Origin of the sequence: Enterococcus sp. 3H8_DIV0648, from assembly GCF_002140655.1 — a bacterium.
Classification (GTDB): Bacteria; Bacillota; Bacilli; order Lactobacillales; family Enterococcaceae; genus Enterococcus_A; species Enterococcus_A hulanensis.
In genome coordinates, this window is sequence record NZ_NGLG01000001.1 from 52378 (window position 1) to 67599 (window position 15222).

General features: G+C 39.2%; 20 protein-coding genes. All 20 read left to right on the forward strand.

All coding sequences use genetic code 11. The features are described from left to right. The first annotated feature begins 85 nt into the window (after positions 1–85). The gene (locus tag A5875_RS00265) at positions 86–598 is read left to right on the forward strand and encodes a gamma carbonic anhydrase family protein (protein ID WP_088934592.1); all 513 of its coding nucleotides are present in this window, start codon (positions 86–88) and stop codon (positions 596–598) included. Beyond that, positions 585–923 carry a hypothetical protein gene (locus A5875_RS00270; protein WP_088931757.1) on the forward strand — a complete coding sequence of 113 codons (339 nt, stop codon included), beginning with the start codon at positions 585–587 and terminating at the stop codon, positions 921–923. Before A5875_RS00265 ends, A5875_RS00270 begins: the two co-directional genes overlap by 14 nt. Positions 924–988: 65 nt before the next feature. Further along, complete coding sequence (locus A5875_RS00275; RefSeq protein ID WP_088931758.1) at positions 989–1255, forward strand: (4Fe-4S)-binding protein; 267 nt, start codon at positions 989–991, stop codon at positions 1253–1255. A 25-nt stretch (positions 1256–1280) separates the two neighbouring features. Continuing rightward, positions 1281–1556, forward strand: coding sequence for a GNAT family N-acetyltransferase (locus A5875_RS00280; protein ID WP_010746759.1), 276 nt, complete (start codon positions 1281–1283; stop codon positions 1554–1556). 79 nt (positions 1557–1635) lie between these two features. Further along, the gene (secG, locus tag A5875_RS00285) at positions 1636–1872 is read left to right on the forward strand and encodes a preprotein translocase subunit SecG (RefSeq protein WP_010746758.1); all 237 of its coding nucleotides are present in this window, start codon (positions 1636–1638) and stop codon (positions 1870–1872) included. Between the two features lie 406 nt (positions 1873–2278). Continuing rightward, positions 2279–3043 carry an alpha/beta hydrolase gene (locus A5875_RS00290; RefSeq protein WP_088931759.1) on the forward strand — a complete coding sequence of 255 codons (765 nt, stop codon included), beginning with the start codon at positions 2279–2281 and terminating at the stop codon, positions 3041–3043. After that, positions 3024–5387, forward strand: a complete 2364-nt coding sequence (rnr, locus tag A5875_RS00295; RefSeq protein ID WP_088931760.1) for a ribonuclease R — start codon at positions 3024–3026, stop codon at positions 5385–5387. Before A5875_RS00290 ends, rnr begins: the two co-directional genes overlap by 20 nt. Position 5388: 1 nt before the next feature. Beyond that, positions 5389–5853, forward strand: coding sequence for an SsrA-binding protein SmpB (gene smpB / locus A5875_RS00300; RefSeq protein ID WP_088931761.1), 465 nt, complete (start codon positions 5389–5391; stop codon positions 5851–5853). Positions 5854–6141: 288 nt separating this feature from the next. Then, positions 6142–6855 carry a F0F1 ATP synthase subunit A gene (gene atpB / locus A5875_RS00305; protein ID WP_088931762.1) on the forward strand — a complete coding sequence of 238 codons (714 nt, stop codon included), beginning with the start codon at positions 6142–6144 and terminating at the stop codon, positions 6853–6855. Between the two features lie 33 nt (positions 6856–6888). Beyond that, a complete protein-coding gene (gene atpE, locus A5875_RS00310) occupies positions 6889–7101 on the forward strand; it encodes an ATP synthase F0 subunit C (RefSeq protein ID WP_010743272.1) in 213 nt (70 codons plus the stop codon). A gap of 96 nt (positions 7102–7197) precedes the next feature. Next, positions 7198–7719 carry a F0F1 ATP synthase subunit B gene (atpF, locus tag A5875_RS00315; protein WP_088931763.1) on the forward strand — a complete coding sequence of 174 codons (522 nt, stop codon included), beginning with the start codon at positions 7198–7200 and terminating at the stop codon, positions 7717–7719. Beyond that, complete coding sequence (gene atpH / locus A5875_RS00320; protein ID WP_088931764.1) at positions 7709–8254, forward strand: ATP synthase F1 subunit delta; 546 nt, start codon at positions 7709–7711, stop codon at positions 8252–8254. The genes atpF and atpH overlap by 11 nt, the downstream gene beginning before the upstream one ends. Before the next feature lie 19 nt (positions 8255–8273). Next, positions 8274–9800, forward strand: a complete 1527-nt coding sequence (atpA, locus tag A5875_RS00325; RefSeq protein WP_088931765.1) for a F0F1 ATP synthase subunit alpha — start codon at positions 8274–8276, stop codon at positions 9798–9800. Between the two features lie 15 nt (positions 9801–9815). Continuing rightward, positions 9816–10721, forward strand: a complete 906-nt coding sequence (locus tag A5875_RS00330) for a F0F1 ATP synthase subunit gamma (RefSeq protein WP_088931766.1) — start codon at positions 9816–9818, stop codon at positions 10719–10721. 22 nt (positions 10722–10743) lie between these two features. Next, a complete protein-coding gene (atpD, locus tag A5875_RS00335; RefSeq protein ID WP_088931767.1) occupies positions 10744–12144 on the forward strand; it encodes a F0F1 ATP synthase subunit beta in 1401 nt (466 codons plus the stop codon). 13 nt (positions 12145–12157) lie between these two features. Beyond that, positions 12158–12592 (forward strand): F0F1 ATP synthase subunit epsilon, encoded by a 435-nt coding sequence (locus A5875_RS00340; protein WP_088931768.1) that lies wholly within the window; start codon positions 12158–12160, stop codon positions 12590–12592. Positions 12593–12944: 352 nt separating this feature from the next. Next, positions 12945–13178, forward strand: a complete 234-nt coding sequence (locus A5875_RS00345) for a DUF1146 family protein (protein ID WP_088931769.1) — start codon at positions 12945–12947, stop codon at positions 13176–13178. A gap of 44 nt (positions 13179–13222) precedes the next feature. Then, entirely contained in the window at positions 13223–14521 is a 1299-nt protein-coding gene (gene murA / locus A5875_RS00350; protein ID WP_088931770.1) for a UDP-N-acetylglucosamine 1-carboxyvinyltransferase, read from the forward strand. Positions 14522–14532: 11 nt separating this feature from the next. After that, entirely contained in the window at positions 14533–14709 is a 177-nt protein-coding gene (locus tag A5875_RS00355) for a DNA-directed RNA polymerase subunit beta (RefSeq protein WP_010746744.1), read from the forward strand. Between the two features lie 263 nt (positions 14710–14972). Further along, positions 14973–15222: membrane protein insertion efficiency factor YidD (yidD, locus tag A5875_RS00360; RefSeq protein ID WP_088934593.1), on the forward strand; the 250-nt coding region annotated here is incomplete at its 3' end.

Here is a 15222-nt window from a genome sequence, read left to right on the forward strand (position 1 = left end):
AGGAAGTAACAGGCGATAAATGCTATACTTATTTGGAAAAGAAGTTGAAGAAAAAATAAAAATACGGCTGGTCGGAGGAAAGAAAATGTCAAATTTTATTGCAAATAGTGCGGATGTTTATGGCGATGTAAGATTAGGAGAAGGTACGACAATTTGGTTTCAAAGTGTTTTACGTGGTGACAGCAATAAGATATCCATTGGTAAAATGAGCAATATACAAGATGGAACGATTGTACATGTCGATCACGATGCACCGGCAGTGGTTGAGGATTATGTGACGATCGGACATGCTTGTATTATCCATGGCTGTACGATTCATTCTGGTGCATTGATTGGAATGGGGGCTACTGTTTTAAATCACGCCGAAATTGGTGAAAATAGTTTAATCGGTGCGGGATCATTGGTGACAGAAGGAACAGTAATTCCAAGAAATTCATTAGCCTTCGGTTCTCCAGCACGAGTGATCCGTCAATTAACACTAGAGGAAATAAAAAAGAACCGCGAAAATGCTGAGCACTACTACGAATTGGGACAAGACTATTTAAAAAAAGAATTTCCACGAATTCAAACAGAGGGAACCGCACATGAAGGAGACTAGCTTTTTATTGTTGCAAGCTCAGTTGCGTGCGTTGTTTCCTGACGAAGGATTACATCAGTTGGCTATCTATGAAGAGCAGATGGGGAAAATTTTGATATTTTCAAGTCGTGGTCTACATGTATTAGAAGAAGACGAATTAACGAAGGCTCCACGAAATGTTTATTATACTGTGGACTGCTTAAAGCCATTTTCAATTAGACAACAGGATGGTGTATTCGAATTGGTAGTCGAAACTGTTGGTGGGCGAATATTTGTGTTGGCTTTTCCCGATCAAACGGATGCCCATCAGGCGATGCAAGCTCTCATTGAACTTTTAGCTTATTAAGACCCTTTTTAGTGTAATTTATTTATAATTCCTATTATAATCTTACTTAAAGGAAGTGATAAAAAATGAACGGAAGTAAATTTGATCAAGAGCCAGTAAATGAAGCTGAGTTATTAGCCCAAGGTTATCGCAAATATCATGGTGAGGGCATTGATATTTATTACAATAAAGATATTTGCGCACATATTGGAAACTGTGTACGAGGAAATTCCGAAATTTTTGAGGTGGGACGCAGACCATGGATAATTCCCGATAACGGCAGTGTTGAAAACGCAAGTCATGTTGTGGATACCTGTCCAAGCGGTGCCTTGAAATATGTCATCCAAAAGTAAATATTTTAATTTAAGGAGAATCATTATGGAAATAAAAGAAGAAAAGGAACGTTTTGTTTTATTGAACGATGCAAATGAAGAAGCGGGTGAAATGACTTGGTCTAACGCGGGTTCAGAAATTATGATCATTGATCACACATTTGTTGATCCAACTTATCGCGGACAAGGTTTAGCAGAAAAATTAGTTGCCGCCGGTGTAGAAAAAGCTCGAAATGAAGGCAAAAAGATCATTCCTTTATGTCCTTTTGCGAAAAAAGAATTCGAAGAAAAATCAGAATATGCAGATGTTTTAAGAAAATAAGTTTGGACTTCTCTAGTCAAATGACTTCAATTGTGCTAAAGTAAAAATGAGGTAGTTTGGAAATAAGGAGGATCATCTTTTGTATAATTTTATTTTGGGCGTTATCTTAGTTTTGTCAGTGATCATTGTTATCACGATCATGATGCAACCTAGCAAACAAAATAGTGCTGCAAGTGCTTTTACTGGCGGCGCAGATCAATTGTTCGGAAAGCAAAAGGCACGCGGTTTTGAAGCTGTAATGCAACGATCAACCGCCGTTTTAGGTGCGATCTGGATGATTTTGCTCTTCGTATTAATGTTTTTATCAAGCAAATAAAACCGACCTCTCAATTGAGAGGTCTTTTTTATTTTGTATTTGTACTAAATCAAGTACACTTTAAGATAGAACAAAGAAGGTTAGTTCTATTGATCTCACTTTACTTAGTTAAAAATTTGTATGCACCTGGAGTTAATAAAAAGTTATAATCCTTAAAGAGGATTTTACACTGTTTTTAATGCATAGTGAGTTCAGTAGGACGATATACGAGGAGTGAAGAAACTGTCTCTTATACACATCTCTTTAAGATAGAACAAAGAAGGTTAGTTCTATTGATCTCACTTTACTTAGTTAAAAATTTGTATGCACCTGGAGTTAATAAAAAGTTATAATCCTTAAAGAGGATTTTACACTGTTTTTAATGCATAGTGAGTTCAGTAGGACGATATACGAGGAGTGAAGAAAAATGAATCAAGCACCTGAGTCGCTATTTTTACCTCATGGAAAACGAGCGGTTTTACTCTTACACGCTTATTCGGGCAGCCCCAATGATGTGCGGATGCTGGCGCGTTTTTTAGAAAAATTAGATTATACAATTTATGCTCCGCTTTTCACAGGACATGGAACATTAGATCCGTTGGATATTTTACAAGAGATTTCTGAGCAATGGTGGCAAGATAGTCAAAAAGCAGTCGCTTTTTTACAAGAAAAAGGATATCAAGATATTGCTGTTTTGGGACTTTCAATGGGAGGAACCTATGCGACCCGCTTGTTAAGCACAATGCCTGACAGTTTTACGGGCGGCGGATTTTTCTGTTCACCCATCGCACCGGTAAAAACGAATGTAACAGAAAACTTCCTATTATATGCTCAACAAGTGCTTGAACGAAACGGTGCAGAAACAACAAAAGAAAAAGTTGAAAGTTACCGACCGTTAGTAGAGCAGCAATTAGGAACGATCGAGGAACAGGCTCATATTGCTTATGAAGATTTAGCGAAAATTAATCGTCCTTTCTTTATGGCTCAGTCAGGGCAGGATGAAATGATCGATGCTAAAGGAGTATTCAAAACAGCAGAACGTTTGCAGCAGACAACCTTTACCTTGAAATGGTACCCAAGAAGTGGTCATGTGATTACTGTGGGACCAGAAAGAAGACAATTAGAACAAGACGTGGCCGATTTTTTAGCTGGTCTTGGCTGGAGAGAAGATTATGGAGAGAAAAACAATTAAAACAGAAATACTGGCTGGGTTGAAAGCAGCCAATAAAAAAAGTCTTTCAATGGAAGAATTAGCAGAAATTTTAGATATGCGTAAAAGTGAGGATTTTAAAGTATTAGTTAAAACTGTTGCGCAGTTGGAGCGAGAAAAAGCCTTAGAATTTAACAAAAAAGGTCGAATCAAATTACCATTTCAACCAATTGAAGTGGAAGGAATCTTTCGTCGTAATGAACGAGGATTTGGTTTTGTGACGATTGATCCTGAAGAACCAGATATTTTCATTCCAAAGGAAGCGACAAACTTTGCGATGGACGGCGATGTCGTCATGATTGATATTCAAAAAACGGCTGACCTCTTTTCTGATCGAGGAGCAGAAGGGCGAGTCGTTTCTATTAAAGAACGAAAGATTCAACAACTTGTCGGCGAGTTCACTGCTTTTGATGTAGATGAAATCGCAGAATCTGATTTATTTGGTTATGTTACCCCGAAGGATAAAAAAAGTGCGCAGTTTAAAGTTTTCATTGCGGCAGAAGGAATCCAACCAGTGGATGGCAGTGTTGTTATCGTCGAGATCACTCATTACCCAGAAAAAGGGTACACTACGAGTTTAGAAGGTTTGGTTACTAAAGTAATCGGCCATAAGAACGATCCTGGCATGGATATTTTATCAATCGTGATTGCCCAAGGAATTCCAACACAATTTCCCGATGAGGTTCAAACAGCGTCTGAACAAGTACCTGACAAAATCGTGGAATCTGATTTGCTTGGCCGACGCGATTTGCGCGATCAGCAAATCGTTACAATTGACGGTGCAGATGCTAAAGATTTGGATGATGCGGTAACCGTGCGTAAATTAGAAAATGGGAATTATTTCTTAGGAGTACATATCGCTGATGTGTCTTACTATGTAACTGAGAACAGTGTATTAGATAATGAAGCTTTTGAACGCGGAACGAGCGTCTATTTAACAGATCGTGTAATTCCAATGATTCCCCAAAGGCTATCTAACGGCATTTGTTCTTTGAATCCACATGTGCCGCGGTTAACGATGAGTTGTGAGATGGAGATTGATCCTAGTGGTACGGTGCTACATCATGATATTTTTCAAAGTGTCATTCAAACAAGTGAGCGCATGACCTATTCTGCCGTAAATGACATTTTGGAGGAAGATGACCCAGAAACGATTGAACGATATCGTGATTTGGCACCGATGTTTCGCTTAATGAAGGAGCTTCACCAAATACTTGAAGCACGGCGCAATCGTCGTGGAGCCATCAATTTTGAAGATCGTGAAGCAAAAATTCTCGTAGATACCGAGGGGCATCCAACTGGGATTGAATTACGTGAACGCGGCGTTGGTGAACGGTTGATTGAATCCTTTATGTTGGCCGCAAACGAAACGGTTGCTGAACATTTCAATCGGCTGAAACTGCCGTTTATTTATCGAATCCACGAGCAACCGAAAGAAGAAAAGATGCAGCGCTTTTTCGATTTTGCAGCAGCGTTGGGTATCTTAGTAAAAGGTACGAAGAATACAATTACCCCGAAAGATTTGCAGCAAGTGATCCATGATGTAGAAGATAAACCAGAGGCGGCAGTAATTAATACAATGCTGTTACGCAGTATGCAACAAGCACGCTACTCGGAAGATAATTATGGACATTATGGATTAGCAGCAGAATATTACACACACTTTACTTCGCCAATTCGACGTTATCCGGATTTGATTGTCCATCGCTTAATCCGGACCTATAGTCAAGATCAAGGTGATGCAACAAAAGAAAAATGGGCCGAATTATTGCCTGAAATCGCTGATTATAGTTCAAAAATGGAGCGACGATCTGTAGAAGCTGAGCGTGAAGTCGATAGCATGAAAAAAGCCGAATATATGGCCGACAAAATTGGTGAAGAATTCGACGGTATTATTAGCTCTGTTACTAAGTTTGGGATATTCATAGAATTACCAAATACGGTTGAAGGAATGATCCACCTAAACGAGTTGAAGCATGACTACTTCCACTTTATTGAAAATCAATTGGCGTTGGTGGGTGAACGAACACGTCAGACTTTTAAGATTGGACAGAAAGTTCGAATAAAGGTCACTAAATCTGATCCTGAGACTCGGGAAATTGATTTCGAACTGCTAGAAGCAGAGGAAATTCCTTCTTTGGAAGTACCGAAAAACAATCGTCAGAATCAAAAGCGTAAAAAAACTGGCGGGCGAAAGAACAACAACGATAGATCATACGGAAAAAATTCCGACCGTCCTAAAAATGGAAAAGATAAGAAAAAAGGAAAAAAACCTTTTTACAAATCAGTAGCTAAAAAGAAAAAGTCCGGAAGAAAGAAGGGATAATATGCCAAAAGGTGAAGGTAAATTAGTCGCACAAAATAAAAAAGCACGCCACGATTATACGATCATTGATACGATCGAGGCTGGAATTGTTTTGCAAGGTACTGAAATCAAATCTATTCGGAATAGTCGTATCAATTTGAAGGACGGATTTGCTCGTGTTAGAAATGGCGAGGCTTTTTTATATAATGTTCACATTAGTCCGTACGAACAAGGAAATATCTTTAATCATGATCCTGTTCGGACACGTAAATTATTGATGCACAAAAAACAGATTGCGCGTTTAGCTGGTGAATTAAAAAATACTGGGATAACACTAGTACCATTGAAAGTATATTTGAAAGATGGGTACGCAAAGGTGTTGATCGGTGTTGCGAAGGGAAAAAATCAATACGATAAGCGAGAAAGTTTGAAGCGTAAAGATGTTGATCGACAAATTAGTCGGACGTTGAAAAACTATTCTCGTTAGCAAAATATTCTTTTTCGCATATTTGGGGATAATTTCTTTACTTCACAATGGTTTTTGATACGATTGGTTACAATCTATACTAGCCGCTTTGCGGGCAAAACCAGCTAATTAAGGCGTATAGGCAGGGATAAAATAACGTTAGAGAAAAAAACTCCGAGTTATTCGAAAATTTTTAGGAAAATTCTTTGAAATTTTCTTTCTCTGGTGGTAACATACGGTAGTATTTTGAGGAGCAGCGCTAAGCAGGCACGAGCTGACGCGAGTCGCTGGGAAGAGAGGTGAACTGAATTGGATGAAAAATCTTGGGTTTTCCATATTGGTCCCATATGGTTTGATGGTACGGTAACGACAATGATTATTTTGACATGTGTGATTGTCTTCTTCCTTGTTTTTGCATTTACACGCAACCTATCATTGAAGCCCAAAGGAAAGCAAAACGCAATTGAGTGGGTCATTGATTTCACTACGAATATAGTTGGCGACAACATGCCTCGTAAAGAAGTCAGAAATTTTAGTTTGTTCTCATTTACGTTGTTCTTATTTATTTTTGTAGCAAACCAAATTGGGCTGGTCACAAAAATCGTCACAGGTAATGAGGTGACTTATTGGAAAAGTCCGACTGCTAACCCCTTTGTAACAATGGGATTGGCCTTACTCGTATTGGTATTAGCCAATTATCTAGGCACAGAGAAATTGGGCTTAGGCGGTTACATCAAAAATTCTTTCTTTACACCAGCAGGATTATTTCCTATTAAGTTGATGGAAGAATTTACAAATGTTATTACGTTAGGCTTACGTCTTTACGGTAACATTTTTGCTGGTGAAGTATTGCTTTCGCTTATCGCAAGCATGGTCACAAGCGCGGGATGGTGGACTTTGCCATTCGCGATACCGCTTGAGATGATTTGGATCGCATTCTCACTATTTATCGGTAGTATCCAAGCATTTGTTTTCACAACTCTATCTATGGTTTATATCAGTCATAAAATCGAGGTAGAATAAAAAATTTAACACACTTTTAGGAGGAAATTTATTATGAACTTTATCGGTGCAGGAATCGCAATCATGGGAGCCGCAATTGGGGCTGGTTATGGTAACGGACAAGTAATTTCAAAAGCAATTGAATCAATGGCACGTCAACCAGAAATGTCAGGTCAAATTCGTTCAACAATGTTTATCGGTGTTGGTTTGATCGAAGCTGTGCCAATTCTTGGTGTTGTATTAGGTATGTTAATGGTTTTCCAATAAAAACTAATACTTTTTTGTTGAGACTTACTGATAGGTGAGCAAGGAGGACCGTTTGACGGTTCTTTTAATGAGAAAGAACAGAAAGGAAGACCGAGTATGCTGAATCTAGTAATTGCTGAGGCTGTTAATGTAACGCTCGGTAATCTAATTGTCGTTACGCTATCATTCGTGATACTGATGGCATTATTAAAAAAATTCGCGTGGGGTGCGGTTCAAGACATTCTGCAAAAACGTGAAGATAAGATCGCCAATGATCTAGATTCTGCCGAACAATCTCGGATTAAAGCGGCTGAGTTGGAAAAAGAACGTGAAACTCAGTTAGCAAGTTCTCGTAGTGATGCGGCAGATATCATCAAAAATGCGAAAGAAAGTGGCGAGTTAAGCCGTCAAAACATCATCAAGGATACAAAAGAAGAAGTTACTCGTCTAAAAGATCGCGCACAAGCGGAAATCAAAGATGAACGTGAAAACGCGTTGACTTCTGTTAAAGATGATGTGGCTACACTTTCTCTACAAATCGCAGAAAAGATCTTGAGTAAAGAGCTTTCGCAAGATGCTCATCAAGATTTGATTAATGACTATATGGATAAGTTAGGTAATACAAAACATGAAGCTTGATAAATATACTGTTGGTAAACGTTATGGAAAAGCGTTGTTTGAATTGGCGATCGAAAATAAAGCTGCCGATGATGTTTATCAAGAGTTATTGACAATTCGAGAAATCTGTAAAGAAATTCCTGATTTAGGAAATATTTTGACCGATGTTCGTTTAACAAGTGCTGAAAAGAACGCCATCATGGATGCTTTTATTGGCGGCTTTGACGGTATCGTCAAAAACTTCCTATTAGTTGTTTTTGAATACAATCGCAGCGATGATCTTCCTTTTATGATTGAGGAATTTGAACGTCGTTATGATGAATTAAATAAAATCGCACACGGAACAGTCACCACGGCTGTACCGCTCTCTGAAGAAAAGAAACATGAACTTGAAGCAAAAGTCGCTGATGTTTTTGGCTACCAGAAGGCCACGCTAACCCCGTTAGTTGATAAATCAATTCTCGGCGGTGTCATTGTTGAAGCCGATCATCAAGTGATCGACGGAAGCCTCGCCAGCCAATTAAATGGTCTACGAGCAGCACTTAGTAAAAAGTAGAGAAGAAGAGGTGAAATGAATGGCCATCAAAGCAGAAGAAATCAGTGCTTTAATCAAAGAACAGATTCAAAATTATGATAATAAGCTGTCTGTTGAAGAAATCGGAACAGTCACTTACGTTGGGGACGGGATTGCCCGTGCCCATGGTTTAGAAAATGCAATGAGTGGAGAACTTTTAGAGTTTTCTAACGGCTCTTATGGAATGGCACAAAACTTAGAAAGCAATGATGTCGGTATCATCGTTCTAGGTGAATTTGAGTCCATTCGTGAAGGAGATAAAGTAAAACGTACCGGTAAAATCATGGAAGTGCCAGTTGGCGATAACATGATCGGTCGTGTTGTAAATCCATTAGGACAACCAATTGATGGTATGGGACCAATCGAAACAAGCAAGACGCGTCCAGTAGAAGCGATGGCTCCCGGTGTTATGCAGCGTAAGTCAGTTTCAGAACCAATGCAAACGGGCTTAAAAGCCATTGATGCACTTGTTCCGATCGGTCGAGGCCAACGGGAATTAGTTATCGGTGACCGTAAAACTGGTAAAACTTCGATCGCTATCGATACAATCATTAATCAAAAAGGTCAAGATATGATTTGTATCTATGTTGCTATCGGACAAAAAGAATCTACGGTACGCTCGCAGGTGGAAACACTTCGTAAGTTTGGTGCCATGGATTATACGATCGTCGTAACAGCTGGTGCTTCTCAACCTGCACCGCTTTTATTTATCGCGCCTTACGCTGGAACAGCGATGGGGGAAGAATTCATGTATAACGGTAAGCACGTTTTAGTTGTTTTCGATGACTTGTCAAAACAAGCAGTTGCTTATCGTGAACTTTCATTACTATTGCGTCGTCCGCCAGGCCGTGAAGCATATCCAGGGGATGTCTTCTACTTGCATTCACGTTTATTAGAACGTGCTGCAAAACTTTCAGATGAACTAGGAGGCGGTTCGTTGACCGCTTTACCATTCGTTGAAACACAAGCGGGAGATATTTCTGCGTATATTCCTACTAATGTAATTTCAATCACTGATGGACAAATTTTCTTGGAAAATGATTTGTTCTATGCTGGGATTCGTCCAGCTGTTGATGCTGGTTTATCAGTATCTCGGGTTGGTGGGTCAGCACAAATCAAAGCAATGAAGAAAGTTGCTGGGACCCTTCGTTTGGATCTGGCAAGCTATCGTGAATTAGAGGCCTTCACTCAATTCGGTTCAGATTTAGATGCTGCTACTCAAGCAAAATTGAATCGCGGACGCCGAACCGTTGAAGTGCTAAAGCAAAAATTACATGATCCGCTTCCTGTTGAAAAACAAGTTGTGATCCTTTATGCCTTGACTCATGGTGTACTTGATAGTATTCCAGTCAATAGTATTTTAGATTTTGAAGCACAATTATTTGAGTATTTGGAAACGAATCATTCAGACTTATTTGCGACAATTCGCGATACGAAAGACTTGCCAGATACAGATAAATTAGATGGAGCGATTCAAGAATTTAAAGATATTTTTGACGCTTCTTCAGCTAACCAAGAAAAAGCATAATCGAGGTGAGAATAAATCATGGCATCCTTAAATGAAATCAAAACACGGATTGCATCGACGAAGAAAACCAGTCAAATCACCAACGCTATGCAAATGGTATCGGCATCTAAATTAACGAAATCAGAAGCTTATTCAGCAAAATTTCAACTTTATGCTTCAAAAGTACGTGAAGTATTGACCCACTTAACAGCGAGCGAATTAACTGAGTTGGCTAATTCTGGTCGTGAATTAGGCGGCATTAATTATCACAGTATGTTGTTAAATCGTCCAGTCAAAAAAACTGGTTATATTGTGATTACTTCTGATGGCGGTTTGGTCGGCGGGTACAATAGTTCGATTTTAAAACAAACCATGACGATGCTTGAAGATGATCATGATTCTGCTGATGAATATGTTTTGTTAGCCATTGGTGGAACCGGTGCGGACTTTTTCAAAGCTCGCGGCGTTAAATTAGCTTATGAATTACGCAATTTATCGGATCAGCCAAGCTTTGATGAAGTACGAAAAATCGTTTCGATGACAACCAGTATGTATGAAAATCAAGTCTTCGATGAATTGTACGTATGTTACAACCATCATGTTAATTCATTATCCAGCCAATTTCGGGTAGAAAAAATGTTGCCGATCTCTGACTTGGATCCAAGTGAGGCACAAACGTATCGGGAAGAATATCTATTCGAACCTTCAAAAGAAGCGATTTTAGATCAATTACTTCCGCAATATGCTGAAAGTTTGATCTATGGTGCGATTGTTGATGCTAAATCGGCAGAACACGCGGCCGGAATGACTGCGATGAAGACAGCGACAGATAACGCAGGCGCAATCATTGATGATTTAACGATTTCATATAACCGGGCTCGTCAAGCTGCGATTACCCAAGAGATTACTGAAATTGTCGGCGGGGCTTCCGCATTAGAATAATTTCGAGATTGGAGGAAAAAACATGAGTTCAGGCAAGATTGTTCAAGTTATTGGTCCCGTTGTCGACGTGGAATTTTCTTTAGATCAATCCTTACCAGACATCAACAATGCGTTGATCGTTTATAAAAAAGATAAAACAAAAGTTGTTCTTGAAGCTGCTTTGGAACTTGGAGATGGTGTTGTCCGCACGATCGCCATGGAATCAACTGATGGTTTGCAACGTGGAATGGAAGTTGTCGATACAGGCAAACCAATCTCTGTTCCAGTAGGTAAAGAAACTTTAGGTCGTGTGTTTAATGTATTAGGTGAAACAATCGACAAAGAGGCACCTTTTCCTGAAGATGCAGAAAAGAGCGGCATTCATAAAAAAGCACCAGCTTTTGAAGAACTTAGCACTAGTAACGAAATTTTAGAAACAGGGATCAAGGTTATCGACTTATTAGCTCCTTACTTAAAAGGTGGTAAAGTCGGACTTTTTGGTGGTGCCGGTGTTGGTAAAACCGTCTTGATTCAAGAATTGATTCATAATATTGCACAAGAACACGGTGGTATTTCAGTATTTACCGGTGTTGGTGAACGTACTCGTGAAGGTAACGATCTTTACTATGAAATGAAAGATTCTGGCGTTATTGAAAAAACTGCCATGGTGTTTGGTCAAATGAATGAGCCACCAGGTGCACGTATGCGTGTTGCCTTGACTGGCTTGACGTTAGCTGAATATTTCCGTGACGAAGAGGGCCAAGATGTGTTGTTGTTTATCGACAACATTTTCCGTTTCACACAAGCCGGATCAGAAGTATCAGCCTTACTTGGTCGTATGCCATCAGCCGTTGGTTACCAACCAACTTTGGCTACTGAAATGGGACAATTACAAGAACGGATCACTTCAACGAAAAAAGGTTCAATTACTTCAATCCAAGCTATCTATGTACCGGCCGATGACTATACTGACCCAGCGCCAGCAACAGCCTTTGCCCATTTAGATGCAACAACGAACTTGGAACGTAAATTGACCGAACAAGGTATCTACCCTGCGGTTGATCCACTGGCTTCGTCTTCAAGTGCTTTGGCACCTGAGATTGTTGGGGAAGAACATTACCGTGTAGCTACAGAAGTACAACGTGTATTACAACGTTACCGCGAATTACAAGATATTATCGCGATCCTTGGGATGGACGAATTGTCAGACCAAGAAAAAGTAATCGTATCTCGTGCACGTCGTATTCAATTCTTCTTGTCACAAAACTTTAACGTAGCGGAACAATTTACTGGTCAACCAGGTTCATATGTACCAGTTGAAAAAACTGTTGAAGGCTTTAAAGAAATCCTCGAAGGCAAATACGATGACCTTCCTGAAGATGCTTTCCGCAGCGTAGGTCCGATCGAAGACGTAGTAGAAAAAGCGAAAACTTTAGGCTACTAGAAAGAGGTGCCCGATGGAACAAGAAAAAAACAAAGTTCTGCAAGTGAACGTTGTTACTCCAGATGGTAACGTCTATGATCATAGTGCAACCATCGTTGTTGCTAAAACAGTCGCTGGTGAAATTGGGATTTTACCCAATCATGCGCCGATCATTGCACCCCTTGCAATCGATGAGGTTCGTGTTCGTCGAACAGATTCTGATACACACGTTGACTGGATTGCAGTCAACGGTGGAATCATGGAAGTTCGAGATAATGTATTGACGATCATCGCTGATACTGCTGAACGCGAACGCGATATTGATGTCTCTCGTGCCGAAAGAGCAAAACAACGTGCGGAAGCACGAATTCAAGAAGCTCGTGAAAAACAAGACACCGACCAACTAAGTCGTGCCGAAGTTGCTTTACACCGTGCGATGAATCGTATCAAAGTATCAAAACATCGTTAATTTTTTTGAGAAGGCTGTGTCAATTTTTTGACATGGCTTTTTTCTTGTAAAAAACCAATTTTTTAAAACTATCTTTAGATTAAAGAGCTAAATAACTGAAACCTATTTCTTTAAAATTTCATTATCAAAATTAATTAAAATTTTCTCGAAAAATTGATAAAAGAATCCAAACAAAAATTTTTAAAGGACTTTTTCGGAATAACAGAAATTACTTTGGATGTTTAAAAAACAAAAAATAAATCTTAAGTTTTTTAAAAGTTTCTGTACAGTCCTTTGAGTGTGCAAAGTGTTCTTCTTTATCTGAAACTGTGATATAATCCAACTGTTGATTTTTTTTGAAAGGATACGAATTATGCAAGTATATGGAATTGATGCAATCATTAGAATCGTCTCGCATTTTTCCTTTATCTATTTAGCTTTTTGGTCTTTAAGATCATTGCGCATAGAGAATTTTTTTAAGGCGTTCAAGGAAACACAGGTAAGACTTGTGATTTTGATGATAGCAATTGCTTTAGGTTTTACTTGCAGCACATTCTTCTTGGAAATCATTCTTTTGTGTAAAAATATATTTTTGACATTTAACTAAGGTACATATATGCGGAAATCGATAGCTTTTTTGGAGGGAATACAATGGAAGAGATCATCGTTCGTGGTGGTAAACAATTAAGAGGAACAGTACATATCGAAGGAGCCAAAAATGCTGTGCTGCCAATTTTAGCTGCGACTTTATTGGCGGAAGAAGGGACATCAACTTTAAGTAATGTTCCGATTTTATCTGATGTCTTTACCATGAATCAAGTGATTCGTTATTTGAATACAGACGTTGAGTTTAATGAAGAAACGAAAGAAATTACCGTGGATGCTACACGTCAGTTACTCGTGGAAGCTCCTTATGAATATGTAAGTAAAATGCGTGCATCTATTGTTGTAATGGGACCTCTATTGGCTCGTAACGGTCATGCCAAAGTTGCGATGCCGGGAGGATGTGCGATCGGCAAACGCCCAATTGACTTGCATTTAAAAGGATTCCAAGCATTAGGTGCGAAGATTATCCAAAAAAATGGGTATATCGAGGCAATTGCTGATGAATTAGTCGGAGATACTATTTATTTAGACTTCCCAAGTGTTGGCGCGACTCAAAATATCATGATGGCGGCTGTGAAAGCCAAAGGAACAACGGTAATCGAAAACGTTGCTCGTGAACCTGAGATCGTTGATTTAGCAAACTTCTTGAATAAAATGGGTGCCAGCATTCATGGTGCCGGTACAGAAACAATGCGAATTGAAGGCGTTGATCATCTTCATGCCGTATCACATCCAATCGTTCAAGACCGTATCGAAGCTGGGACATTTATGGTTGCTGCTGCGATGACAGAGGGAAATGTTTTGATTGATGGTGCGATTCCAGAACATAATCGTCCATTAATCTCTAAATTGATCGAAATGGGCGTTAAGATTAGTGAAGAAAACGATGGCCTGCGTGTAATCGGTCCTAAAACGTTGAAAGCGACTGATATCAAAACAATGCCGCATCCAGGCTTCCCAACAGATATGCAGGCACAAATGACCGCGATTCAATTAGTTGCGGATGGTGTCAGTACAACAACAGAAACTGTTTTTGAAAATCGTTTCCAACATTTAGAAGAAATGCGCAGAATGAATGCACAAGTCAAAATTGACAACAATGTTGCATTAATTAAGGGTGCGACAGATTTACAAGGTGCAGAAGTTTATGCCACAGATTTGCGTGCCGCTGCCGCTTTAGTTTTAGCAGGCTTGCGGGCAAATGGTATTACACGTGTGCGTAATTTGAAATATTTAGACCGCGGCTATTATCAATTCCATACAAAATTGCAACGCTTAGGTGCAGACGTGGAACGTGTAGATAATGAAAGCAAAGCAAATGACCTAACAACTGTTATGGCATAAGGAGTGGATATATGAGTTCAGGCGAACATATCTTACGCAGCTTGATTCGAATCGTAGCGATTTTACTTGCAGGTGTTTTATTATTCATCATCGGCAGTATGATTGGTTATGGTGCAATGGGTGGCGGAAATCCATTTAAAGTGCTGTTGCCAGATGTTTGGCGTCACATTTTAGATTTTGTTCATTAATAGTGCGTTGATTATTAATAAAGGGATTGCTCCATTTTTGGTGTAATCTCTTTTTTTGCAGTTTCTTAAAATATTAGATGTGGTGAATGCAGCTGTATTTATTGTGGAAATGATTGTTTTGCAGATCATTAAAAAAGGTCTAAAATGACAGAAATTAGAACTATCAATTAAAAGGGTTAGTATAATTGTAATTGTGGTGGAGACTTAGATAGTTTCAAAAATAGTGTTACATAGAAACGTTCGAGGTGAAAGAATTGAGTTTCATTGGAAAAGGGATTATTTTTTTAGTACGAGGGTATCAACGATTTATTTCGCCGTTAACACAGCCTTCTTGTCGTTATTATCCCTCGTGTTCAAGCTATATGATTAAGGCGGTACAGGTTCATGGAGGTTTCAAAGGATTTTTGATGGGGATCTCACGGATTTTACGTTGTCATCCATTTGCGAAACCGGGTTTAGATTATGTACCAATAGAATTTTCATTACGGAAGAATGTAATTGATAAAGAAGAAC